This is a genomic window from Actomonas aquatica, assembly GCF_019679435.2.
Taxonomy (GTDB): Bacteria; Verrucomicrobiota; Verrucomicrobiia; order Opitutales; family Opitutaceae; genus Actomonas; species Actomonas aquatica.
Genome location: NZ_CP139781.1, coordinates 2677612 through 2702735, shown reverse-complemented (window position 1 = coordinate 2702735; position 25124 = coordinate 2677612). Strand labels below are relative to the sequence as shown.

Genomic DNA, 25124 nt, shown 5'->3' with positions numbered 1-25124 from the left:
TGCAGTTGTGACCCGTTGCCTCGCGGAAATCTGCGTCTCTCTGCGGTTTTAGGCCTCTTTCCAGCAGAGGGAATGGCCACAAAGAGGCACTAAAAGAGATCGGTTTGGCGGCGGTCGGCGGATCGCGTGCGGCGCTTCAGGCGTCGCCGAAGCCGTGGAAGATTTGGCGGATGAGTTCGAGGAACTGACCCATACCGCGGCTCTGGTAGCGCTGCAGGTGGCGCACGATGCCGATTTCACGGGTGGGCATGCGGTCGGTCAAATGCCGGTAGATGATGGTGTTGTGGTCGGCGGGCGACTGCACGAGGCGAGGTAGGATGGCGATGCCGAGTCCGAGCCCGACGAGGGACTTGAGCGTGCTGACCTGTCCGCAGCGAAAGCCGATTTTGGGTTCAAAGTCGTATTCACCGCAGAACTCGTTGACCTGTTCGGTGAGGGTGGAACTGCGGCCCATCATGATGAAGGTCTCGTCGGCGAGATCGGCCACGGTGAAGGTGCGCTTGGTGGCGAGGCGGTGATTGCGGCCGACCGCGAGCAGGAGCGGTTCGCGGAAGATCGACTCGGTCGAGAGGCGCGAGTCGTTGAGCGGCATGGCGACGAGCGCGAGGTCGATACGGCCGTCTACGAGGCCCTCCACCAAGTCACCGCGGAATCCTTCGTAGGTGTTGATCTGGAGGTTGGGTAACACCTCCCGGGTGCGCATGATGAGCGAAGGCAGGATGTAGGGGGCCACGGTTTGGATGGCGCCAAGGGTGATCTGGCGACCGAGTTGCGGATCATCGCGGATTTCGGAGGTGGCGTTCTCCACTTCCACGAGGATGCGGCGAGCACGCTCAATGAACACGGCACCCGCATCGGTGGGCACCGCGCGGCGGCCGAGGCGGTGAAAGAGTTTGTGGCCCAGTTCCTTTTCTAGCTTGGCAACCTGCTGACTTAGAGAGGGTTGACTTACAAATGAGACTTCTGAAGCACGGGTGAAATTGCCGGTGTTGGCGATGGCGACGACGTAGCGGAGCTGGTGAAGTTCCATAGGAGAGACCTATGGAAACAATAGATATCAAATATTTCAACTATCGAAGCTTGTGGCGTATTATCCCTGCGTCGACCGGATGAACGGCCGACAGACGAAGAAGAAAGAAGAACGAAAATGAATAACCAAAACATCATCTACGCCCTCATTGGTGCCTCGACGGTCGCCCTCGCGTGGATCGCCACGGCTGCTGTGAGCGCCATCACCGTCAACGCTGCCTTTGCCGCTTACGTCATCGCCGCGGTCCTCCTGCTCATCTGGCAGGATTATCGCAATTCCGCTAAAGCGCTGAAGTAAAGCGACCGAATAGCAAATCTATCGCAGTAGTATTTGTGTTGTCAGATTAGTTATACGCGGCCCCGGGAAACCGGGGCCGTTTTAATTTGCGGGATGCGGGATGCGGGATGCGGGATGCGGGATACCGGATGGGGGATCTGTGATTTATACCCGGCGTCCTTCCGGCCGTTGATACCCGGCGTCCTTCCGGCCTTTGCCGCTCGGCTTCGCGATTTTTCCTAAGAGCCTCGTTGCCTCTCGGAACTCTGCGCCCGTCGGCGTGATCTGCGGTTTTCATCCCCTTCCCAGCAGATGAATTGGCCACAAAGAGGCACAAAAAGTCACGAAAAGGAGGGGCGGAGACTCCCGCGTTCGCTGGTTCTGTGCCCCTCTGTGCCATCTGTGGTTAAAAATCTCGGTTGGCGGAGCCGTCGCCGCTCGGACCTTCGCGGTATCCGTGGTGGCATCCTCCGACTGGCAGAGTTTTTTGCGGTGGTTTAGACAAATGTCGTCGGACGCGGCGCGTTGGGGGTAGTTTTGCCTTCAACTCGACTGAATCGACCGATGCCCGAATCTACCCCCACCTCTGCCGACTGGCGCGCTTGGTTCGCGACCTACGGTGCCCGGCTGTTGCTGGTGGCGCGGCAGTGGACACGATCGGCGACCGACGCCGAGGACGTCGTGCAGGAGGCCTTTGTGCGCTACTGGCGCCAACAACGGGAGCTGCCGGGTGATCCCTTGCCCTTGCTGATCACTTCCGTGCGACGAGCAGCGCTCGATCTTATCCGTCGCTCAGCGCGCCGCGAACGCCGCGAGCAGGTGCACGTCGATCTGCACGCCGAATCCTGGTTTGAGCCCAACCCCGAGGGCGACGAGCGTGCCAACCTATTGGAAGAGGCAGTGGTGCAGTTGCCCTCCGAACAACGCGAGGTGCTGGTCCTGAAAATTTGGGGTGGGCTCACCTTTGCCGAGATCGCCGAGCAACTCGATCTCTCCCCCAACACCGCCGCTTCCCGCTATCGCTACGCGCTGGGCGGACTGCGGTCCCGACTTTCAACCCTGGAGGAAAATCATGGATAACGAATTTGCCGATCTCGAGGCGGAGCTCCTCCGCCTGCAACCGCGGCAACCCGGCGCGCGCCTCGAATCGCGGCTGGCCGCCGAGCTCGAACTCACCGCCGCCCTGCGTCCTGCCAGCAGCCGCGCGCGAGGCGTGATGGAAGATCGCCGCGCCACCGCGCCTGCCCCACGCTACCGCACCGCGACGGCGTGGACCTCTTGGAAATGGTCCAACTGGGCCGTGGCCGCCGCGCTGGTCGCGGTAATGCTCACCCTGCAACGGGTGGAATCCCGGCGTAGTGGCGTAGAGGATACGGCGATCGCCGCGACGACCAGCGCCACCGCCTCGGTCAACCCAACGACGCCGGCGGATGCCGCCGCGGCCGGTTTGCGGCCGGTGAAGGCCGGCCGCGTGCTGCTGGGCAGCCGCGTGGATGGCGTGGTCGAGCTGGCCGATGGGTCGGCCGTCGAGCGCGTGCGTGATTATTTTGTGGATACAATTGAATGGCGCGATCCCGCCGGCAACTCGCAGCTGCGTTGGGAAGTGCCGCGCGAGGCAGTGCGTTACGTGGGCTTGGCGGCCTACTGAGCAACGCGTCCTCCGATCCGGCCAAAACGATAACCTGCAACGAAAACTTACGATGAAAACAGCCCTGAAATCCCGATGCTTCCTCGCCACCCTGATCACCGCGCTCGGCGCGGGATCGAGTCTCGCGGCGGCCCAAGAAGAACAACGCGAAGTCCGCGTGTTGGTCAGCAGCGACCATGACGTGAAGCCAGGCGAGGAACGGCACGTCGTGGTGAACTACACCACCGGCTTCGGTGACGACGAGGAGGCAGTGGAGCCCGCGGCCTTTCTCGGGGTCGAAACCGCGCGCGCCTCGACGACCTTGCGCCAGCAACTCGGCTTGCCGCGTGGCATTGGGCTGGTGGTGCAGCGGGTGGTGAAAGAGAGCGCAGCCATGGGCGCGCTGCAGAAGCACGACATTCTGACCAAATTGGATGACCAGTTGCTGGTGAGCGCCGACCAACTCGGCGTGCTCGTCGGGTCCAAAGCACCGGGGACGGAGGTCACGCTTACCTTCATTCGTGGAGGCCAGGAGCAGACGGCGACCGTCACCTTGGGCGAGCGCAAGGGAAAGGCCCGGGCACGGTTCTTCGAGTTTAAGGGCGGTGACGTCGATTTTGACGAGCTGCACAACGGCAATATCGAGCTCCATGAGCGCATGGAGGACCTGCACGGCAACATATCCAAAGAGGACGTCGAGCTCCTCATCCAACAGGTGCAGAAGTCCGCTAGTGGTGCCGGGTCCGAGGCCAGAACCTTCTCCTGGGTGAGCAAGGGCGATGGTCCGGTGGTGCGCATGCTCAATGTGAATCGCGGCAATGTGGTCTTCAGCGACGATGATGGTGTCGTGGAGCTCAAATCCGATGAAGTGGGCAAACTGCTCGTGGTGAAGGATGCCGCGGGTGAGCTGCTCTTTGAGGGGCCGGTGAACTCGGCCGAGGACCGGGAGGCTTTGAGTGACGCCGTGAAGCAGCGCTTGGAGAAGGTGGAGAGCATTCAGACCTTGGAAGCGGTGCCGGACGGCAACTTGGAAACCGAGGAGCTGCGCATCTTTCACACCGGGGATTCGTCGGCGGCGGTCGAGTCGGGGCCGCGGGTGGAGTTTTTCGCCGCGCGTGATGCCGCAACGGCCACGCGGTGATGTGTTGTAGTGAATGATCCGATACGAGGCGGCGGGAACGTCGCCGGCGCAGAAAAAACGCGGAGCCGGGTGGCTCCGCGTTTTTGGATGAGAGGGAAAGGCCGGGGCGAATGGCTCAGGAACCGAGCGGGGGCGGAGCGCCCATTCCGTCGTCGGCGAAGTCTTCGGTCGCCTCGCGGCGAATAAAGGCGGCGATGATGAGCGAAATAACGAAGCTGAAGAGGAAGGCGCCGATGAGGCCGAAGACGAATTGCAGAGCCGGGTTGGTCATCATGCGAATCATGCCTTCGGCGGCTTCCATTTGATCTGCGCCGGCGCCTTGCGCCTCCATGGCTGCCATCTGCGACTCGACGACGATCTCCTGCATGTTGGGGTTGATCACGGTCATGTAGAGCACGTTGAACACGTTGCCAAATAGAGCGCCCCAGAGGGAGGTGAGCGTGCCGGCTCCGAGGGCGCGGCCGTAACCGAAGGCCTCGTCGGCGGGCGTTTCCGCACGGCGGGCACGGATGGCCAGGATCAGGCCTACGATGGTGATGATGCCACCGCCGACACCGCCGATGATTTGGGAAGTGGTGAGCTTGTCCACGGAGTCGTGGTAACCCCCGAAGAAAAGGCCGAGATTGAGGACTGCGCCTGCGATGGCCATGCCGAGGCCGTAGAGGAAGGTGGTTTTCATGACGGAACCGACCGTGAGCGCGGACGGCGGGTTTGCCAACCGGGCAATGGACAGACGGTTGCTGGGCGGGGATGAGCGGTGCGCGGCGGATTTTGGGCCGGGTGGGCCTCAGTCGGTGCTCATGGTGTGGTAGAAGAGACGACGCAGGCGGCGCGTGGAGACGCGTTGGCGCAACCGGCCACGCCACAGGCCGTGGTTACGGGTATCGTAGCGGAACTCCTGAAGCTCGGATTCGAAATCCCGGCTGGCGGCCTGCTGCCCGCAATAGGTGGCCAGTTCGAGATCCGCTTCGAAATAGTCCGGTTTCAGACGCACTGCGAACCAACCAAACCACCGGCTCGGCCAGTGGAGGGAGCGGCGGACAATCGCGGCCGGGAAGCGCGATGGGTCGATGTGATTCTGCGCGCAGAAGCGCTGAGCGAAGTTGGAAAACGAAGTGGCCATGAGGGAGCAGCAGCCTTGAGCAGGCTGACGCTTCTCTGCTCGCCCACGGGGGCGCGGTCAGGCGAGGTTCGGTTGACGAACGGGGCGAAAAATTGACGAACGGTGGTGGGGAGGTGCGGGAGAATTGCGCCAACCCTCAGGGCGTCGGTAGGGCAAAGGTCGGGATCGGTGCGGTGTAGACCGACGCGGGCAATTCGTCGAACACGCCAATTTCGGTGTGGCTGCGTTCGCCGTGACCGGGGGCGAGGAGGATGTCGCCGAAGCGTTGCCAATCGGTCCACGGGCCGAGCGAGCGAGGCTCATCCTTGGCGGCATCAAACCAAATCGTCCACTCGCTCACGAGGTGCGTCTGTTGATCGACGAAGACGTGGTATTTGTTGTCGGGCGTGCGACCGACGTTGGCAAAGGTAAGTTGCAGCACATCGCAGGGAGCCCCGGCGGAGTTAGGCTGCTCGCCCACGTAGGTGAGCGTGACGCCGGAGTCCTTGAGCTTGTAAGGCATGACCAGCCAGTAGCTGTCGTTGATCCAGGCGCTCTTGGTTTTCTGGAGCACCTCCTGCAGCTCGGCCGCGTCGGTGATCTCGGTGCCGGCGCGCCAGGCGCGACCCTGTTCGCTGTCGAGGTTCATGAGCACGGTGAGGTCACCGTTCTCGAAACGGTGGTTGTTGGTAAACTTGTCCCAGACGTGGCGGCGTCCGCCGAAGAAACGCCACGTGAGATGGCGCGTCATGTCCCAGGCTTCGCGGCCGCCCATGGCCTCCATGGTGGCGTCGGCGATGGCGATGGCCTGAGCGTCGGAGCCGGCGAGGTTGAAACCGGCGGCGGGCGGATTGGAAGCGGTGGGCGATTGCGGGGCGCAGGCGGTGAGGGCGAGGAGCAGGGGGAGAACGAGGAGGCCGGCAGAGGAGCGCATGGGAAAGACGGTTAGGCGAGCGGGGTGGCTTGTCGAATGGTGGACGCGGAATGCGGGGTGAAAATTCAAGAATATAAGATTGACCCCTTAGATGCGGTTGCGGATCTCGGCCCATTGGCGGCGGCTGGCGGGGATGGGGGCGCGCAGGCCGGTGATGGTGAGTTCCGGGAGGGTGACGAGGCCGTGGCGCACGGCGGTGACGTGTGCGAGGTTCACGAGGGTGCCGCGGCGGATGAGGGCAAACTGGGGCTCGGGGAGTTCGTCGATCCAGGCTTTGAGCGGCTTCAAGACGAGAATGTCCCGGCCGCTGGTGAGGTGCACACAGGAGTAGTTTTGCTGGGACTCGATCGCTGCGATGTCTTCGAGGGGCACAAACTCGGCGCCTTCGTTGCCGCGCACGAGCACGCTGTCGGTCGCCGCGAAGGGCGGGCGGGTGTCGTGGGTGCGCACTGGACCCGGCAGCTGAGCTTGTTGGTGGGCGCGCTGGAGTGACTGTGCGAGGCGGTCGGCGGTGACGGGTTTGAGCAGGTAGTCGACCGCGTTGACTTCAAATGCGCGCAGGGCGTGCTGCTCGTGCGCGGTGATGAAGATGATGTGGGCGTCCGGATGCACGTCGGGCACGAGGTCGAAACCGCTGCCACCGATGAGTTGGATGTCGAGGAGCACAAGATCGTAGTCGGCGGCTTTGCGCAGTCGCCGACGGGCCGCCGTCACGCTGCCGGCTTCACCGACGATCGCGATCTCAGGATGGTCGGCGAGCAGGCGTTGGATTTCTTCGCGAGCCGGCGGTTCGTCGTCGATGAGCAGGATGCGGAGCATGGCAGGAAGGCGGGGGAAAACGCTGAAAGGCTGAAAAGCTGTAAAAGGAGGTGACTTGGATGGATGTGGGTCGGGCTTTAGGCCCGACGGTTCGGGGCTCAGAGCTTGGTTTGGGGGGAGCCGGTGACGGTGAGGGTGGCGGTGACGCCGGTGGGGGAGGGGCCGACGGTGAAGGTGTGGCGATCGGGGTAATAACGAGCGAGGCGTTCGCGCACGTTGGTCACGCCGGTGCGGGTGGAGGTCTGGCGGCGGGCGGTGCCGGGCTCGATCCAGGAGCCGGAGTTGCTCACGGTGATGACGAGCATGTCGTCGTCGGGCGCCTGTATTGAAACTTCAATGACGATGTGTTCTTCGCTGGTTTGCGCGCCGTATTTGAGGGCGTTCTCCACCAGCGGCAGAAGCAGGAAGGTGGGGATGCGGCGGGCGCGGGCGGCGGGATCGAAGTCGAGGGTGACGGTGAGGTTTTCGCGCCAGCGGGATTGTTCGATTTGGAGGAAGGCTTCGAGCAGGTCGCATTCGTCCCCGACGGTTTCGATGCCGTCGTCGCGGTGTTCGAGGGTGCGGCGACAGAAGGCGGTGAGGCGGTCGATGAGGCGTTCGGCTTCGCTTTGGTTGGAGAAGACGCGGGCGCGCAGGCTGTTGAGCGCGTTGAAGAGGAAGTGCGGATTGAGCTGGTAGCGCAGGGCGATGAGTTGGGCGTTTTCGGCGCGGAGTTCGGCGGTGTCGCGGGCGAGCACGGCGTTGGCGGCGGCGCGGCGTTTGTAGGCGTAAGCGAGGCCGAGCAGGGCGGCGACGAGGGTGACGACGGTGGTGATGCCGAGGGTTTGGCGTTGGCGTAGCTGGGTGCGTTCGAGTTCGGCTTCGCGGAGCGCCGCGCGCACGGCGGCGAGGTCGGCGGCGTCGTCGCTTTGCTGGTGGGAGACCATGGGGGCCATACGCACGTTGGGCACACGTTGGCTGATGACGCCGGCTTTGCGCAGCTCGAGGGCGGCTTCGTAGTGGTGGCGGGCGGCGGGCAGGTTTTGTTGGTCGAGTTGCAGCCGGGCGACGGCTTCGTGCAGGTCGGCGGCGTGGGAGTCGTTGGTATCGGTGAGGGCTTGTTCCAGAGCCATGATCGCTTCCTCGGCTTGGCCGAGTCGGCTCATGGTGCGGCCGTGGGTTTCCCAGACCCAGGATGAGCGATCGCGGTCGGGGGCGAGTTGATCGGCAGTGGCGAAGTGGGACTGGGCGGCGGGCAGATCGCCTTCGAGGTAGGAGAGCCGGCCGAGCTGGTCGTGGGCGAGCGCGAGGGTGGGAATATCGGCGGCGGCGCGGGCGCGATCGGCGACGGTTTGCCAGCGTTGAGTGTTGGCGTGGGAGCCGCCGTTGGTGTTGAGCAGACGGGCGCGGGAGAGGGCGATGGCGACGCCGTTGTTATCCGGGAGTTCATCGAGGAACGCCAGCAACGCGATGGCGGTGGCGGTATCGCCGTTTTCGAAGAGCAGGCGGGCGAGGAGGCAACCGAGGTCGATCTGGGGGGCGGGACGGTTGAGTTGGCGGGCGATGTCGAAACCGCGTTGGGCAGAGTCGATGGCGCTGGCGCGGTCGCGGGCGGTATCGAAGCAGTGGGCACGGCGCGTGTAGATCTCGAGCAACTGATCGGCGTCGCGGAGCGGGCGAGCGAGTTCCAGCGCGTGACTGAGGTGGGCGGCGGCGTCGAGGGGGCGGTCGGCGGCGATAAGGTGATCGGCCAGATCGAGGTCGACGGCGATGCGGGCATCGATGGCGGTGGTGCCGTCGCGAGCCATGCGCAGTTGGGTGACCTGCTCGATGGCGGGGGCGATGACGATGTCGGGATCGAGCAGGCGGGCGAAGGCGGTTTCGTAGTCGCTGGTCGAGGGGGAGGGAGGGACCTGCGGAAGCAGTGCCGCCGGCGAGAGCAGCAAGGTAAGGGCAAGCAGGATCCGGCGGGGCATCGGCGGGAGTCCATGTGACCCGACACAAGGGGTAAAGCAAAAGCCCCCGGTGCGGAGGGCGCGCCGGGGGCTTCGATCGTGGCCGAAACGCGAGCAAACCGCCGCTCGCGTTCCGCGCTCCAACACAGGAGACGGTTTACTCCGGGATCTCGTAGATCTCGATGAGGGCGTTGCCGGTCTGGCCGCTGGTGGCGGCGCTGAGCTCGACGGTGTAGGAACCCGGGCTGAGGGTGACGATGAGGGCGGCGTCGGCCGAACCGGCGGCGAGGGCAAAGGCGCCGACGGTGTCGTTGGCGGTGGTGAGCTCGGCGGCAGTGGCGGTGCGTTGGCCGTCGAAGACGGCGGAGGCGGTTTCCCAATCGTCGTTGCCGGCGACGAGTTGGTCGTCGGCGTTGAAGACTTTGAGCTGCGGGTTGGTGAGGGTGCCGGTGACGCCGAGCTCGGCGAGGGCCGGGCCGGTGCCGCGCACGAGCACGCGCTTGGGGCTGTTGCCGGTGACAACAAAACCGCCGATGAGCACACCTTCGCCGGCGGTCACGTCGCCGCGGGAGGAGATGTTGACGAGGCGTTGGTATTCAGAATTTGGATTCTCGGAGGCGTCGTAGATCTCGGCGATGGCCACGCCGGCGGCACCGTTGTTGGTGACGTGCATGGTGTAGGGGCCGGGGGCGAGGTCGGCGAGGTAGGCGGCGTCGAGGCTGTCGGTCGGCAGGGTGAAGGCACCGGTGAGGGTGGTGGCGGTGCTAACGGCGGCGTCGCCGCCCCAGTTGTCGACGCTGGCGACTTCGGTGCCGGTCGCGTCGTAGACGGTGACCTGCGGGTCGGCCATGGCGGTGGTGACGCCGAAGTCGGCGAGGGTGGGACCGACGGCGCGCAAGAGGACGCGCTTGGGGGTGGTGCCGCCGATGACGAAGCCGGTGATGAGCGGCGAGCCGGTGGCGGTGTCGACGTGGGCGCGGGTGGAGAGGTTGATCATGCGATCGGTGCGCACGGTGTTGGTGGACAGGCCGGCAAAGGCGTCCTCTTCGCCGGAGGGCAGGATGAGGGTGCCCGTCACCGTGGTGGTGGGGGCGTCGACCTGACCGTTGATGGTGACGGCGGTGTCGGTGCTGATGGAGAAGGTGCCGCTGGTGGCGATGGTGCCGGAACCGCCGGCGATCACGTCGGGCGTGACGGCGATGGCGAAGACTTTGCCGGTGGTGCCGACGATGGAGGAGGTCGTGCCGGAGGCGGAGTTGAGGGAAGAGGACTCGTAGAGACCGGCGATGTCGGCGGTGGGGCCGTCGGCGGGTTCAACGTTGCCGGTGAGGGTCACGCCAAGCTCGGCAATATTGAGGCTGAGCACACCGCCGGTGAGGGTGCCGGTGAAGGTGTAAGCGAGGTCGGCGGCCGGGGTGCGTTCATCTTGGCCGAGGGACTTGCGCAGGGAGTTGAAGGCGAGGTCGGAGGCGGCGCTGGCCGGGTTGCCGAGCAGGCGCAGGTCGAGCGCGGTGACGCTGTTGTCGTCCTCGACCTGGAAGGTGAGGATGTAGAACTGCTGGGTGGAGGCGATGCGGCCGAAGAGGGTGCCGGTCGTTTTGCCGGTGGGGATTTGCACGGCGAAGTCGGTGCCGTCGCTGGTGGTGCCGAAGTAGATGAGCGGCGCGGCGGGCACGACGTTGAAGATGCGGGTGACGGAGTCGGCGGCGGTGTAGTAGACGTCGCCACCCTGGTCAGCGCGGATGACAACGCGGCCGGTGGCACCGGTGAGGGTGACGACGTTGCCGGAGATGAGGGCCGGGCCTGAGACCACGGTGTAGGTGATGGGCAGGCCGGAGGGCGAGGTGGCGGCGAGTTCGAAGCTGCCGTCGTTGGCGCGTTTGGCGGCGATGGACGGGAAGTCGATCGGGTTGGCCAAGCTCGGTGCCGGGCTGAAGGCGAGGGCGTCGACGGCGAGGGTCGTGGCGGACGGGAAGGTGCCGGTGCGCAGGATGAGCTCGGCGGTGACGGCGGAGTCGGTGCTGATGCCCTCGGGGTAGTTGACCGTGAAGGTGAAGGCGGCGCTGTCGGCGGGAACATCGATGTAAGCCCACTCGAGCGGCGAGGTGGTGCCGGAAGAAGGACTGATCGACGGACCGTCGCCGATGACCTCACCGAAGGACCAGCCCTCGGCGAGGGTGATGGACCACGCGAGCACGGTGGTGTCTTCCGGATAGTCGGTGGCGGTGGCGGTGAAGGTGAGGGTGCCGCCGCCGGCGAGGGTTTCGGTGGAGTCGGCCGTGAGGGTGACCGTGGCGGTGGGCGTTTCGGGCGCGGTGTCGGCGAAGCTGGTCGCAACGGTGAGGGTGGCGCTGAACAGGAACGCGGTGAAGAGGGAGGACTTCATGGCAGGAAGGAGTGGGTTGAGCGGGTTCGGGTTCAGAGCGGCTTAGCCTTGGTTCGAGAGAACGGGACCGGGTTCAAAGCCGTCCTCGGTAGCGCGCGCGGGTCGGTAGGCTCCGGTGCGGGCGCCGTCCTCGCGGTAGTTGTAGAGTTGGATCACGCGGGTGAGCTCCACGAGGCTGATGCGGCCATCGGCGTTGGTGTCGGCGGTGTGGGGCACGTAGATGTCGTCTTCGTCGCCGGGGGCGTAGCGATCTTCGCTGTCGAAGTCGGTGTGGTAAGCGCCGGTGCGGACGGTGCCCTCGCGGGTGTTGTAGAGTTCGATGACGCGGAGCAGTTCGCTGAGACTCAGGTGATAGTCGCGGTCGGTGTCGGCGAAGTGGTAGCCCTGCGTAATGTTGAGGACGCTGTTGGCCGCGGTGAGGGTGTAGTTGGCGGCGCTGAGGGTGCCGAGCTCGACCTCGATGACGTAGTCGCCGACGGGGCTGGTTGCGGTGGCCTCGAGGGTGTAGTCGGCTTCGCCGGTGAGGACGGAGGCATCCTCGCCGTTCACGAAGCCGGTGTAGCTCGGGGTGAGTGGAGGGTTAAAGTCGCCGTAGTAGCGCGTGGCCGGCTCCACCGAAACGGTGAGCGGTGCCGGCGTGATGGCGGCGGCGAAGGCGGGCAGGATGAGTTCGTAGTTGCCGGCGTCGGTGCCGGAGAGGTCGAGGCCCTCGACGGTGACCGCGATGCCGGTGCCGGCATCGACGGAGGCGAAGGTCGCGGTCGCACCGGTGGTGACGAGGGTGACGTCGTCGGGACCGGAGGGCTGTGGTTGGGTGGCGGCGTTGAACTCGAGGTTCGGGGCGGTGAGTTCGCCGCCGGTCGGGGGGGAGCGATCATTGCTCTCCAGGATGCCGCTGAGGTCGGCGCTGGTGGTGTCGACGGTGGCGGCGGTGGTGCCGTCGTAGACCTTGTTCGGTATCAGGATTCCGGTGACGTCGAGCGGCGCCGGGCTGATGGTGGCGGTGACGGAGGCGGGCGTGTTGAGGTAGTAGTTGCTGGCGTCGGTGCCGGTGAGGCTGACGGAGACGGCCAGACCGATGGTGCCGACGGAGGCCTTGCCCTTGGCGTAGGCGAAGGTGGAGGTCGCGTCGACCGAGACGTCGTCACCGTCGACGAGGTTGGTGAACTGGGCGTTGCTGGAGTCGACCTGGACGATGGCGGTGGCGTCGTAAACGCGGTCGATGGCGGTGAAGCCGGAGACATCGATGGGGCGTTGGGCGACGAAGAAGTTAAGGGCGAGGGAGCCGTTGTTGCCGGCGGCATCGGTGGCGATGAGGGTGAGCTCGCGGTTGGAGGCCGGCAGGTTCCCGATGAGGGAGAGCACTCCGGTGCTGGAGTCGAGGGAGAGCTCATCGGGCAGGCCGGTGTGAGTGAAGGACACCGGGTCGCCGGCGGCGGTCAGGGTGTAGTCGATCGGCTCGCCGTAGGTGGTGTTGATCTGGTTGACGCTGGTGATGACCGGCGCGGTGGTGTCGACGATGACGGAGAGCACGCCGGACGGGGCGGAGGCGTTGCCAGCGGAATCGATCACGATGGCGGCGACGGTGGTGAGGCCCTCGGCGAGATCGCTGTCGGGGGTGTAGGTCCACAGGCCGGAGGCGGCGGCGGTGACAAGGGCGACTTCGGCGTCGTTGAAGTAAACGGCCACGGTGGCGTTGGCCGAGGCGAGGCCTTGGATGGCGGGACGCACGCGGTTGGTGATGCCGTCGGAGAAGGACACGCCGGTGTCGTCGACGAGGGAGAGGCTGGGTGTCGCCGGGGCGTCGGGTGCGGTGGTGTCGACGGTGAAGGTGAGCGTGGCCGAGGGGCCGGAGTTGTTGCCGGCCTGATCGCCCGCGTAGACTTGGATCGGGTAGACGCCGTCATCGAGCTCGTCGGCGGTGACGGCCCAGTCGCCATTGGCGTCGGCGGCGCCGATGCCGATGAAGCCGCCTTCAAAGTCCAGATAGATCGTGGCGAGAGGCTCGGAGGTGCCGGTGATGGTCGGGGTGTTGTCGTTGGTGAGATTGTCGGCGCCGTTGGCACCGGAATCGGAAGCACCGTCGAGAGCGACGTTGGTCGGGGCGTCGGGGGCGATGTCGTCGACGATCGTGATGGTGAAGGTTTTGGCGAAGGTCTCACCTGACGCATCCGTGGATTGGATACGCACGGTGTAGTCGCCGGCGGCGAGGATCGCGGAGCCGGCGACGCTGAGGGTGGCTTCGGTGATGGCGAAGTTGGTGTTGCCGAGGTCACCCTCACCGGCGACGAGGCTGAAGGTGTGGGTGTCGCCGGGGTTGGCGTCGGTGGCGGTGAGGGTGCCGACGGTGGCGCTGGCGCTGGTGGACTCGTTGATCGAGGCGTTGTTCAGCGTGATGTCGGTCGGCGCTTCGTTGGCCACGAGGGCGTAACCGTAGGCGGCCCCGGCGTAGGCCAGGTCGTTGTTGTCCATGTCACCATTGATGGTGTTGGCGGAGCTGGCTTCGAAGGACGCGCCGATGAAGACGGTGTCGTTCGAAACCGCGACGCTCTTGCCGAAGTAGTCATAGGAATCGGCAATGGGGGCCTTGATGGACGCGAAGGTGCTCCAGGTCTCACCGGTGCGGTGGTAGATGAACGCGCTACCGGAGACGGGGCTGAGGGTGTTGTCGTTGAGGGTGTTGATCCCGGTGGCGTCGCTGGAGTTAAACGGACCGCCGACGACGGCGACGTTGCCGTCGATGGCGACGCTGTGACCGAACTCATTGTCGGCGGCGGGGTGGGTGGACTTGAGGAAGGCCTGCTGCGTCCAGATGGAGCCGGCGCGTTGGAAGATGTAAGCCGCGCCCGCATTGGTGAGGGTGGTGGTGGTCGGCGTGCCGTTGACGCCGACCGCGTCGCTGGCCTCGTTGGACGCGCCGACGATGAGGGTATCGCCGGAGATGGCGACGGAACGACCAAACTGGGCGCCATCCGCCGGGGTGTCGGCCTTCAGGTAGGCCTGTTGCGTCCAAGTGCCGTCGAAGAGGGTGAAGACGTAGGCGGCACCCGAGCTGGTGAGGGTGTTGTCGGTGCCATCGGCGGGGTTGCCGCTGTCTTCCGCGCTCGCGCCGATCACGATGGTGTGGCCATCGATGGCCACGGCGCGGCCGAACTCATCCTGCGCGCCGGTGTTGTCTGGCTTGAGGTAGGTGGAGTAGGACCAAGTAGTGCCGGAGCGGGCAAAGACGTGGACGGCGCCGGAGCGGAAGGCGAGGGTGTTGTCGGCGTCGCCGTTGATGCCGGTGGCGTTGCTTGAGTCGCCGAAGGCACCCACGACGGCGAGGTCGCCGGAGATGGCGACGGCGTCGCCAAAGTAGCCGACACTTCGGGGGAAGGGCGGCTTGAGGTAGGCTTGTTGGCTCCAGGTGGTGCCGGAGCGAACGAAGACGTAAGCGGCACCGGCGCTGTTGGTGGAGTTGTCGGAGCCGTCGCCGTTGATGGTGTTCGCGCCGCTCTTTTCGTAGAGGGCACCGATCACGATGCTATCGCCATCGATAGCGACGGATGAACCGAAGGAATCACCAGCCCCCGCGTTGTCGGGTTTGAGGTAGGCCTCAAAGGCCCAAGCGGAACCGTCGTGCACAAAAACGTAGGCAGCGCCGGTGTTGGCGGCAGAGTTGTCGGTGGCATCGCCGTTGATGGTGGTGGCGGCGCTCTGTTCGCCGGGGGCACCGACGACGAGGGTGTTGCCGGAAACGGCGATCTTGTCGCCGAAGCGGTCCTGGCTGCTCGGTTCGTGGGCTTTGAAATAGGTTTCGAACTGGGTGAGCAGGGCGGTGGCGTCGTAGGTTTCGATCAAGAAGGCCTCGGCGTGGGTGCCGCCGTTGCCGTCGTCGGTCTGGATGCGCACGGAGTAGGTGGTGCCGGCGGAGAGGGAGGTGGGGTCGGTGGCGCGCAGCTCGTTGCCGTTGATATTGAAGGACGCGTTGGCGGTGTCGCCGTCGCCGGTGACGAGGGTGTAGGTGTGGGTATCGCCGGGGTCGGCGTCGACGGTGGCGAGAGTGCCGATCACGGTGTTGACGGCGGCGCTGACATCGAGGGTGTTGGCCGAGAGGGTGAGGTCGACCGGGGCGGTGTTGGGGGCGGTGAGCACGAAGGATTTGGTGTCACCGGCGTCCAAAGCGTTTACGATGGCCTTATAATAGATCGTGGTGCCGGGCGTTTGGCCGGAGATGTCCAATGAGAATGAGGTGCCGTCTCGGTCGGCTTTATCGGTGGTCCAGGTGTTTTCGTCGGGATCGGTGCCGTAGCTGATCTCCCACTGGAAGGTGGTGTCGCCGGTGTTGGGGTCTTCGTAGCTGCCGTTGAGGGTGGCGCTGGTGCCGGTGACGTTGGTGGGGTCTTCGGTGGTCACGATGACCGGAACCATGACGAAGGCGTGGAGGCTGAGGGTGGCCAACGTGGTGGCGAACACCGAGAGGGCGAGGCGGCGAAGGGCGAGGAAGTTCATGCGCGAGGGTAAGAGCCACCGAGCGCGGATCGGAGTCGGCGGCGTGGGTTGACGAACACGTGGGGGGATGTCCCCGGGCGCGAACGTGGGGCGGTTGAGGCCGCGATGTGGACCCCGCATTGATCAGCGGTAGCAGAATATGACGGGCGGTCGCACTAACGCGGGCAGGTTGCAAAACGCCAAGGCCGGGGCTGGCGGCCTAGGGTGTTTCTGTGCCGGTGGGTGGGTGGGGGGAGCGCAGTAGTCCCTTGTCCGCAGGATAGTCGGGCTCGGGCCACGCTTTCACCTCCGGCTCAAGCGCAGCTACACCTAGGCAACAAGGTAGGGCTATCCGTGCAAATCCGGGGAATCCGAGGCTGAAACACGGCCTAGAAGGGCAGCCGCAGAGTCACGTCGTAGGTGCGGCCGAGCGGGGAGTAGAGGCTTTGGTTGTAGCCGTAGGGGGTGTTGGCGAAGGGGGGCTGGCGGTCGGCGAGGTTGCCGATGCCGAGCTGGAGGCGGGCGTTGCGGCCGTAGCCGTGCCAGAGGCCTTCGCGGAAGGTGTAGCCGAGGCGGAGGTCGACCGTGGTCCACGACGGGGTCGCGGTGCTGCGGTCGAAGAAGGGGCCGGTGCGGTTGCTGGCGTAGCCGTCCATGTGCCGCACGAAGACGGCGGCGTCCCACGGGCCGCGATCCCAGAAGAGGTGGGCGAGGCCGCTCCACTTGGGCGGCGAGATGGTGTCGGCGCCGTCGAGGGTCACGTTGCCGGGACGGTCGGGACGGTTTTCGACGCGATACTCGAGCTGGCGCACGGCCGAGGCGTTGAAGGTGAAGCGGCCGACGGTGTCGTTTTCCCAGCGATAGGAGAGGCCGGCATCGACGGCGCGGCTGTAGATCTTGCCGAAATTGAGGGTGGTGGCGTCGACCGTGGTGATGGTGCCAGTAGCGTCGCGGAAGATACGATCGGGGAAGCGGTCCTCGTGATTGACGAGCGTCTGTTCGGGCAGGGAATTGATGCGGTTCGACCAGTAGGTTTCACTGAGGTGGGCGTGTAGTTGGAGGACGGATACGAAGCGCGGCGCAAGGATGAGGCCGGTCTGGTAGGTGCGGGAGGTCTCGGCGTCGAGGTCGGGATTGCCGCCGCGCAGGCGCGTGATGCTGGTGCTGGCGCCGCCGTTGCGCGGATCGGTGACGGTGCTGGTGCCGTCGTAGATCTCGTCCTCGATCTCGCTGAGCGCGGGCGCCCGGAAACCCTCGGCGTAGTGGGCGAAGACGGTGAGGTCGGGCAACGGTTGCCATTGCAGGCGGAGGGAGGGCGTGGTGGCGGAGAAAGCGTCGGCGCGTTCGTAACGGGCGGCGGCGCGCAGGCTGAGGCGGTGGAGCGCGGGGAGATTTTGCGCGGCGCTGAAGAGAGGCAGGTAGAGCTCGGCGAAGGCGGCGGAGGTGGTGCGCGCGGAGGTGATGGCGGCGGGTTGGCCGAAGTTGGGGTTGGTGGAGGCGCGGTCGCGCTCGGCGCGGGCGGTTTCGGCTCCGGCGGCGAGCAGGATGTCGCCGGCGGGCAGCGTGAAGGCGGGGCCGCGGATGAAGGCGTTGGCGCCGGTGGTTTCGGAGGAGCCGTGGATGCGCGCGGTCTGCATGAGGCTGGCCTGGAATTCCGGGTCCAGCGGCGCGGTGGTGGCGGGATCGGCGAAGACGTTGTAGCTGCCGTCGGCGAGCGCGGCGATGAAGGCGGCAGTGTCGAGTTCGAGGGTGCGGCTGTCGAAGCGCTCGTGCGCGAGGTGGGCGGCGACCTCCCATTGCCAGGTGTCGGCGGCGACGCCGCGCAGGCCGGCGGTGGCGGTGGTAAGGGTGACATCGACGGTCTGGGGGCGCGGGGGCAAGTCGGTCAGCACGCCGGTGAAGTAGAGATCCTGGCCGAAGGGATTGAGCGGGCTGGCGGCGGGCACGATCGTTTGGGCGCCGCCGAAGCCACCGCCGGAGACGGCGGGCGGCTCGTGGGTGGTTTCGGCGCGGCGGTCGGACCCGTTGAGCGTGGCGAAGGCCTCGAGGTTGTCGTTGAAGGCGTAAGTGACCGAGCCACGCAGGCCGAGTTGTTCGGTCGCGCCGACGAGGTCTTTGTCGGCGGCGGAGTCGTAGTAGCGCAGGCGTGAAGCGAAGTAGTTACTGGAGCCTTCGAAGTCGGCCACGGTGAGGCCGGTGCCAGTTTGGCCCGTGGGCACGAGGGCGTGGCGGGCGGGATTGCCATCGGCATCGGTGAGGCCGTTGAGGGTGCCGGAACGGGCGGTGAGCACGCCCGGAGAGCCGACGATGAGACGGTGGTCGCGACCGCCGAGGCCGGTGAGGTTTTGGCTGGCGGAAAAGGCGCGCTGACTGCCGCGCAAGGCTTGCTGGTCGCGCGCGGTGAGGCTGAGGAAGACGCTCAGGCGGTCGCGCACGAAGCCGGTCGAGAGGGTGGCGTGGCGCTCAAAGGCACCACCGTCGAAGGTGCCGCGAATGCCGGTGGTGAGTTCGCCGCCGTGGTAGTTGCGACGCAGGATGACGTTGACCACACCGCCGACGGCATCGGAGCCATGCACGGCGGAGGCGCCGTTGGTGAGGATCTCCACGCGTTCGACCAGACCGAGCGGGATGGCGGAGAGATCATAAAACCCGCTCTGAGTTTCGCCGGCATTGTCGCCCTGCGTCGCGAGCGGCAAACGGCGACCGTCGATCAGGACGAGGGTGCCGCCGGCGCCGAATGCGCCGAGGCCGACGGAGGAGACGCCTGTTTGGCTGAGGGGCACGGCCGCGCCGGTGGTGAAGTTATAAAATCCACGGGCGGTGCCGTAGGAGGGCGCGCCGTTGGGCACGGTCCCGGTGCCGGAGGCCGAGCCACCGTAGGTCTGGGGTAGCATTCCGACCAGTTGCGCCAAGTCGGTGGCACCGGCGCGGGTGATGAAGGTGTCGTCCAGCACGATGACATCGGGACTGGGCACTTCATCGGTGGGCGTGGAGAGGCGGGAGCCGACCACGGGGAACGGGTCGAGCATGATGCTGTTGGCACCAGCGGAGGGGGGCGGAGTTTGGGCCAGACCGCTCAGGGCCGACAACGCAGCCAGGCCGGCGAGGGCGGGGTAACGTTGGAAGGGAAGCATGGGACGACCCGACCCAAGGAAGCGATACGGGCAGTGTCACTCAATTAGTCATAATACCCTGTATGAAATTTCAAAATAGGACGCCGTGGCGGGAAGGCCACGGCGTCGGGAAATGGGGGATTACTCCAGGAAAGGGGCCGCCCAGAGGCGGATACGTGAGGGCGGTGTCTAGCGGTCGCCGTCGAGTAGGCGACCGAGTCCGCCGAGCACGGAGCCTTCGCCCTGCGACTTGCCGCCGGCGCGCGGAGCGGCCGCGATGATGCGATCGGCGAGGCGCGAGAAGGGCAGGGACTGGAGCCAGACGGTGCCGGGTCCACGCAGGGTGGCGAAGAACAGGCCTTCGCCGCCGAAGAGGGCGGATTTGATGCCGCCGACATATTGGATGTCGTAGCTGACGGAGGGCTGGAAACCGACGATGCAGCCGGTGTCGACGCGGAGGGTTTCGCCGGGTTGCAGGGTCTTCTCCTTGAGCGTGCCGCCGGCGTGCATGAAGGCCCAGCCATCGCCGGTGAGGCGTTGCATGATGAAGCCCTCGCCACCGAAGAGGCCGGCGCCAATGCGTTTGTTGAAAGCGATGCCGACCGAGACGCCCTTGGCGGCGCAGAGGAAGGAGTCTTTTTGGGCGATAAATTCACCGCCGAGGGCGGCGAGGTGCACCGGCACGATGCTGCCGGGATAGGGCGCGCCGAACGCGACTTTGCGCTTACCGTGTCCTTGATTCATGAATACAGTCATGAACAGCGACTCACCGGTGAGCAGACGTTTGCCGGCACCGAGGAGGGAACCGACGAAGCCGGAGTTTTGTTGGGAGCCATCGCCGAAGATGGTCTCCATCGCGATGCCGTCTTCCATATACATCATGCCGCCGGCTTCGGCGACGACAGCTTCGGAGGGGTCGAGCTCGATTTCGACGAACTGCATGTCGTCGCCTTCGATCCGGTAGTCGATTTCGTGCATGGAACTCATGGGCAGGAGGAAGTAAGGGATTTGCGGAAGTGAGGGAATCGCGTTTTGCGGGAATGGAATCGTGTCGCGAAATTGGAACGCGACGGGGCGGTGTCGTTCAGGCGGCGAGAGGGTGGCGCTCGGTGGTGCGCGCGGCGGCCGGGCGGTCGTAGGTCACGAGGTCGCGATGGTAGTCGCCGATGGCGATGGCCGCGAGACCGCTGGTGATGGCGACGCCGGCAACGAGGGCGACGGGCGCTCCGAGCACGATGGCGACAGGAGCGGAAATGGCGGCGGCGATGAGGTAGGACGTGGTTTTCATGTGAGTGATGAAGTTGGCAGGTTTTTAAATTGCTGATGGCTTCATCACCCCGCCGCTTCGGCGAAAGTTGCAGGAATCGAAAAAATTCCGCGCCGATGGCTTATTCGCCGGCAGTCTGACCGTTGAGCACCTCCTGCGCTCGCAGGGCGGCGGCGACGCGCGTCTCGAGGCCGAGTTTTTCGAGGATGCTGCGCACCTGCTTTTTCACCGTGCCGGTGGTGTTGGCCAAAATGATCGCGACCTCGGGGTTGGTTTTGCCCTGGGCGATCCAGTAGAGCACCTCGGCTTCGCGCGGCGTCAGGCCGAGACGTTCCAAGGTGCCGGGGCCGGTCGTGAGCACTTCCTCCAGGAGGAGGGTGACACACTCGGTCGCGCCGACTTCGGCCATGCGGCGGATGCGCAGGCGTCCGCCGTTGACGGGGATCTCGCGGGGAGCGCCATCGTCGGTGGCTTGCAACGCGAAGTGCAGTTCGCTGGGCAGGGTGTCGGGCGCATCGGTTGCGGCGGCAAAACACTCTTTCAACAGGCGTGAGGCGCGCTGGGTGGCGAAGAGGATCTGGCCCTCGGTGGTGGCGACGAGCACCGCACGATCGAGCGACTGGCGCAGGGCGCGCTCGGCTTCCTCGCGGCGGGCGACTTCGGCTTCGAGGGCGGCGTTGCGCTCAGCGAGTTCGAGGCGGAGGCGACGGAGCTCCAGGTGCACCTGCACGCGCGCCATGACTTCGGCGGGCTGGAGCGGTTTGGTGATGTAGTCGACCGCGCCGGCTTCGAGGCCCTCGATCTTGTCGACGAGGTCGTCGAGGGCGGTGAGGAAGATGACCGGGATCTCGGCGAGTTCCGGGTTCTGTTTCAACTGCCGACAGACGTCGAAGCCGCTGAGGCCCGGCATGCACACGTCTAGCAAGATGATCTCCGGGCGCACGCGTTGCGCGAGGGCGAGGGCGCGTTCGCCGTTCTCGGCGAGGAACACGCGGTGGCCGTGCGCCGACGCGGTGTCGATCAGCACAGACAGGTTGGCGGGAACGTCGTCGACGATCAGGAGGGAACTCATGAAGAGGCGGAAGGTGGCGACTCGAGCGCGTCGTGCAACCAGCGGCGCAGTTCGCTCAAACGGGTTTCGGCGGCGAGGGCGCTGAGCGCATCGAGAAAAACGGCCGCCGCGGGGTGCTCCTGGCGGGCGGTCTGCAGGGCGGCGCGCAGGCCGATGAGGTCGCCGTCATCAGAAAGTTGATACAGCTCGCGCAGGGTGGCCTCCGGCGGGCGCGGACCGGCTGGCGGGGCGGCGTCGGCGGCCACGGCTGGGCGGGAGTTCGTCGCGGCGGACGGCGCGGCGAGCCAGGTCCACTCGAGGTCGAGTTGCTCGCCGATGACCCGGCAGAGCACCGCCGTGTCGATGGGTTTGGCCACAAACTCGTCGCAACCGGCGGCGAGGGCCTGGGCGCGATCGTCGGGAAATACGCTGGCGGAGATCGCGATCACCCGCACGGCGGCGGTGGCGGGCTGAGCGCGCAGGCGGCGGGTGGCGCTGAGGCCGTCGAGTGAACGCAGGCGCAGGTCCATGAGCACCAGATCGGGCGGGGCGGCGGCGATGGCTTGGAGCGCGGTTTCGCCATCGTCGGCTTCGGCGAGTTCGAAGCCGAGCGGTGCCAGCAGGGTGCGCAGCACGTCGCGGTTGACGGGTTCGTCGTCGACGATGAGCACGCGTCGACGCGGGCCGGTGTAGCCGGTGGGCAGGCTGGCCTCGACCGGGAAGGGGGGCGTGGAATCGGAGCTGGTGACCGGAATCGCAAAGGCGAAACGGCTGCCCCTGCCGGGAGTGCTCTGCAGGGTGATGCGGCCCTGCATGAGGCCGACGAGGCGCTGGCTGATGGCGAGGCCGAGGCCGGCGCCCTGGGCGGCGAGTTGCGGCCCGGCGGCTTGTTGGAAGAAATCGAATACGCGGCCCTGATCGGCGAGCGCGATGCCGGGGCCGGTGTCCTCGACGGCGAAGTGCAGGCGCTCGTCGTGCAAGGCGACGAGGAGTTCAACGCGGCCGGCGGCGGTGAATTTTACGGCGTTGCCGAGCAGGTTGTAGAGCACCTGGCGCAGGCGGGCTTCGTCGATCACGACCGTTTCCGGCAGGGCGGTTTCGCTGCGCAGGCTGAAGGCGAGGCGGCGTTGGGAGGCGCGCAGGGCGAAGACCTCCTGCAGGTGGCTGAGCAGGCGCGGCAACGAAGTGGGTTGGAGGTTCAGCTCGACGCGGCCGGCCTCGATCTTGGCGAGGTCGAGCACCTCGTTGATCATCTGCAGCAGGTGTTCGCCGCTGTGTTGAATGGTGGTGAGCTGGCGGTTGATCTCGCCGGCGGTGTCGGGGCGGTGGCGCAACAGTTGGCTGTAGCCGAGGATGGCGTTGAGGGGCGTGCGCAGCTCGTGGCTCATGCTGGCGAGAAACACGCTCTTGGCGCGGTTGGCGGCTTCGGCTTCGTCGCGCGCCTGTTCGAGCTCGGCTTGGTTGAGGCGCAGCTCTTCGGTGCGGTGGGCGACCTGGGCGGCGAGCTCGGCGTTGCGTTGTTCGATGCTGCGCGAGCGCAGGCGGGCGCCCGCGTAGAACACCCCGGCGAGGGCGACGACGGCGAGCAGGCCGGCCCACGGGGTCTGCCACCAACGCGGCGGCACGACGAAGGCGTAGTCGAGGGTCTCGGCGACGCGACCGTTGTTGTCCTGCGCGCGAATCGACAAGGTGTGTTCGCCGGGTGGCAGGTAGTTGAGGGTGAGGCTGCGGTTGGGGCTCCAGGGCGACCAGCCGTCGGGATCGTAGTCGAGCCGGGTTTGAAAGCGCATGCCGGCGTCGTCGAGCCGGTCGGTGCCGAAGGTGAAGGTCAGGCGCTTCTGCGCGGGGGCCAGGTTCACCGCGGCGGTGGGCGCGATGGGCAGCAACTGATTTTGGTTGTCCTCGATGCGTTGGAGCCGGGTGGCGAAGGGAGTGGGCGCGACAAACGCGGCGGGCAGTTCGGCGCGCACCAGACCATCGCTGCCGCCGAGCCACACGATGTCGCGCCCGGCGGTTTGCTCGGTGTAGATCAGGGGGTTTTCGGCAACGGTGCGGGCGATGGCAAAGGGCAGGGATTGCCAGTGGCCGTCGGCGGAGAGGCGGCGGAAGACGCGGCCGTCCCACGGGCCGGCGTTGGGGCCGTCTTCGGTGGTGCGGATCCAGAGGCGGCCGTCGTCGCCGTATTGCACGGTGGCGAGGCGACCGGCGGTCAGGCCGAGTTCGTCGAGCGGAGCGCGGACGGGTTGGAAACGTTCGGTCGCTGTATCGAAAGAGTAGATACGGTTGGCATCGAGGAAGCGGAGCTGACCGGCGTGAGCGGTGACCTGCGGCAGGCCGGTGATGAGGGCGGACGCCAGGCCGTGCTCGCCGGGAAAGGGCGTGAGGGTGAGTTTGTCGGCGGTGGCGAACGGGTCGTGCACCGGGCCGGTCACGCGGGCGAAGCCGCGTCCGGCGAGCGAGAGCCAGAGGGCACCGGTCGCGTCTTCGACGATGATGCGCACCTCGCTGCTGCCGGTGGAGAGGGTGACTTGGTGGGTCCAGCCGTCGGCGGCGCGGCGATACATGCGCAGTTCCTCCTCGGCGCCGACCCAGAGCACGGTCGGGTTCTGGCGGGAAACGTGGAGGGTCGTGAAGAAGGTCTGGGGTTCGATCGTCGCGGTGACCTGCGGGTCTGGCGCGGGCGTGACGACATGCAGGCCGTTGCCCGCGAGGAGGAGTTCATCGCCGGCGGCGTCGATGCCCCAGAAGGTGCCGCGAGTGGGCGAGATGTGGGCAAAGTGGGCGGGTTGAAAACCGGTGGCGGTGGGCGCGGCGGGTTGCAGGACGTAGGCGCCGGCGTTGGTGGTCAGGTAGAGGCGACCCTGGTGGCGCAGGGCGGTGCGAATGCCGGCGCGCGGCAGGCCTTCGCCGGAACCATAGCGGGTGTAGGCGGCGGGCCAACGCACCTGGGCGAGGCCGTTGTTGGCGGCGATCCAGAGGTTGCCTTCGTCGTCTTCCTGCAGGCCGAGCACGGTGTCGGAAAGGAGGGCATTGTTGTCGGTCTGGAGTTGGTGGAGGAGCCGACCGGCGGGATCGAGGAGGAAGACGCCGGCTTCGTTGGTGCCGATGGCGAGCGTGCCGTCGGCGAGGCGGAGGGCGGCGTTGACGCGCAGTTGGGTGAGGGCAGCGGCGAGCTCGTTGGGCCACGGTTGCGGATCCGCGTTGTCGTCGTGGAGCAGGAAAAGGCCGTGGCGCTCCGTCACGATGAGGCGGGCGTCGGGGGCGAGGGGGAGGACCTTGATCACCCAGTCGTCGACGATCGACGGCGCGGCGGTGATGTCGCGAAGGGAGGCGCCGTCGAAGGTTTGCAGGGGTTGATCGCGGTAGTGCAGCCAGAGGACGTCATCGATGACGGAGAAGTGGGTGCGGCGGCCGGGGGCGATGAGGGTGAGTCGGCCGTCGTGCCAGCGTTGCAGGCCTTTGATGCTGCTGAAGTAGATGCCGTGGGGCAGGGCGACGCAGTGATGGAGCTCGAGGGTCTGGCGGTCCTCCGGGGGAAGGTGTTCGGTGAGTGACACGTAGTCGCGACCACCGAAGGCGTTGGACTCCAGGTAACCAAACTCGCCGACGCCGGTCACCCAAATGCGATCTTCGGCGTCGACCGCGAGGCCGCGAATGAAGAGGCCGGGCACCGGGAGGCGGTTCCAAGCCTGACCGTCGTAGGTGAGCACGGCGTCTTTGTTGCCGACGTAGAGGAGGCCGGCGCGGTCCTGGACGACGGCCCAGTTTTGGTTGTGCCCCTCGTAGTCGCGCACGCCGAAGGTGCGCAGCATGGGCAGGCCGCGTTCGCGGTCGGGGGCCGGCGCATCCGCAACCGCCGACTGCGCGGAGACAAGCGCCGATCCGGCGAGCAGAACGGCGGCGAGCTGAAGCAGTCTCCAAAAAAAGGGCGGGCGGATTAACAACACGTTGCGTTGCAATATTTCATGAGCGGC

17 protein-coding genes are annotated in these 25124 nt (G+C 66.2%); 4 read left to right on the top strand and 13 right to left on the bottom strand.

Going from position 1 to position 25124, the window contains the following annotated elements; all coding sequences use genetic code 11:
• Nucleotides 1-136 precede the first annotated feature (136 nt).
• The gene (locus K1X11_RS10730; protein WP_221032338.1) at nt 137-1030 is read right to left on the bottom strand and encodes a LysR family transcriptional regulator; all 894 of its coding nucleotides are present in this window, start codon (nt 1028-1030) and stop codon (nt 137-139) included.
• A gap of 117 nt (nt 1031-1147) precedes the next feature.
• Here K1X11_RS10730 and K1X11_RS10725 point away from each other — a divergent pair, with 117 nt between their 5' ends.
• The 4 genes from K1X11_RS10725 to K1X11_RS10710 all read left to right on the top strand — a co-directional run bounded on the left by K1X11_RS10725 (nt 1148) and on the right by K1X11_RS10710 (nt 4074).
• Nucleotides 1148-1327 (top strand): hypothetical protein, encoded by a 180-nt coding sequence (locus K1X11_RS10725; RefSeq protein ID WP_221032337.1) that lies wholly within the window; start codon nt 1148-1150, stop codon nt 1325-1327.
• 543 nt (nt 1328-1870) lie between these two features.
• On the top strand, nt 1871-2386 hold the full coding sequence (locus K1X11_RS10720) for an RNA polymerase sigma factor (RefSeq protein ID WP_221032336.1): 516 nt from the start codon (nt 1871-1873) through the stop codon (nt 2384-2386).
• Complete coding sequence (locus K1X11_RS10715; RefSeq protein ID WP_221032335.1) at nt 2379-2954, top strand: hypothetical protein; 576 nt, start codon at nt 2379-2381, stop codon at nt 2952-2954. Before K1X11_RS10720 ends, K1X11_RS10715 begins: the two co-directional genes overlap by 8 nt.
• A gap of 52 nt (nt 2955-3006) precedes the next feature.
• Nucleotides 3007-4074 carry a S1C family serine protease gene (locus K1X11_RS10710; RefSeq protein ID WP_221032334.1) on the top strand — a complete coding sequence of 356 codons (1068 nt, stop codon included), beginning with the start codon at nt 3007-3009 and terminating at the stop codon, nt 4072-4074.
• A gap of 115 nt (nt 4075-4189) precedes the next feature.
• On the opposite strand, the gene K1X11_RS10705 is transcribed toward K1X11_RS10710, so the two are convergent.
• The 12 genes from K1X11_RS10705 to K1X11_RS10650 form a co-directional block, all read right to left on the bottom strand.
• Nucleotides 4190-4753 (bottom strand): DUF4199 domain-containing protein, encoded by a 564-nt coding sequence (locus K1X11_RS10705; RefSeq protein WP_221032333.1) that lies wholly within the window; start codon nt 4751-4753, stop codon nt 4190-4192.
• A 108-nt stretch (nt 4754-4861) separates the two neighbouring features.
• Complete coding sequence (locus K1X11_RS10700; RefSeq protein WP_221032332.1) at nt 4862-5197, bottom strand: hypothetical protein; 336 nt, start codon at nt 5195-5197, stop codon at nt 4862-4864.
• Nucleotides 5198-5333: 136 nt separating this feature from the next.
• The gene (locus K1X11_RS10695; RefSeq protein WP_221032331.1) at nt 5334-6110 is read right to left on the bottom strand and encodes a hypothetical protein; all 777 of its coding nucleotides are present in this window, start codon (nt 6108-6110) and stop codon (nt 5334-5336) included.
• Nucleotides 6111-6197: 87 nt separating this feature from the next.
• Complete coding sequence (locus tag K1X11_RS10690) at nt 6198-6929, bottom strand: LytR/AlgR family response regulator transcription factor (RefSeq protein ID WP_221032330.1); 732 nt, start codon at nt 6927-6929, stop codon at nt 6198-6200.
• A 98-nt stretch (nt 6930-7027) separates the two neighbouring features.
• On the bottom strand, nt 7028-8884 hold the full coding sequence (locus K1X11_RS10685) for a tetratricopeptide repeat-containing sensor histidine kinase (RefSeq protein WP_221032329.1): 1857 nt from the start codon (nt 8882-8884) through the stop codon (nt 7028-7030).
• A gap of 136 nt (nt 8885-9020) precedes the next feature.
• Nucleotides 9021-11249: a hypothetical protein gene (locus K1X11_RS10680; protein WP_221032328.1), complete on the bottom strand. Its 2229-nt coding sequence runs from the start codon at nt 11247-11249 to the stop codon at nt 9021-9023.
• A 42-nt stretch (nt 11250-11291) separates the two neighbouring features.
• The gene (locus K1X11_RS10675; protein ID WP_221032327.1) at nt 11292-15740 is read right to left on the bottom strand and encodes an Ig-like domain-containing protein; all 4449 of its coding nucleotides are present in this window, start codon (nt 15738-15740) and stop codon (nt 11292-11294) included.
• Nucleotides 15741-16108: 368 nt separating this feature from the next.
• Nucleotides 16109-18853 (bottom strand): TonB-dependent receptor plug domain-containing protein, encoded by a 2745-nt coding sequence (locus K1X11_RS10670; RefSeq protein WP_221032326.1) that lies wholly within the window; start codon nt 18851-18853, stop codon nt 16109-16111.
• A 168-nt stretch (nt 18854-19021) separates the two neighbouring features.
• Complete coding sequence (locus K1X11_RS10665; protein ID WP_221032325.1) at nt 19022-19819, bottom strand: TIGR00266 family protein; 798 nt, start codon at nt 19817-19819, stop codon at nt 19022-19024.
• Between the two features lie 97 nt (nt 19820-19916).
• Nucleotides 19917-20120, bottom strand: coding sequence for a hypothetical protein (locus tag K1X11_RS10660; RefSeq protein ID WP_221032324.1), 204 nt, complete (start codon nt 20118-20120; stop codon nt 19917-19919).
• Nucleotides 20121-20220: 100 nt separating this feature from the next.
• Nucleotides 20221-21171 (bottom strand): response regulator transcription factor, encoded by a 951-nt coding sequence (locus tag K1X11_RS10655; protein WP_221032323.1) that lies wholly within the window; start codon nt 21169-21171, stop codon nt 20221-20223.
• A complete protein-coding gene (locus K1X11_RS10650; RefSeq protein WP_221032322.1) occupies nt 21168-25097 on the bottom strand; it encodes a hybrid sensor histidine kinase/response regulator in 3930 nt (1309 codons plus the stop codon). The genes K1X11_RS10655 and K1X11_RS10650 overlap by 4 nt, the downstream gene beginning before the upstream one ends.
• Nucleotides 25098-25124: the final 27 nt, after the last annotated feature.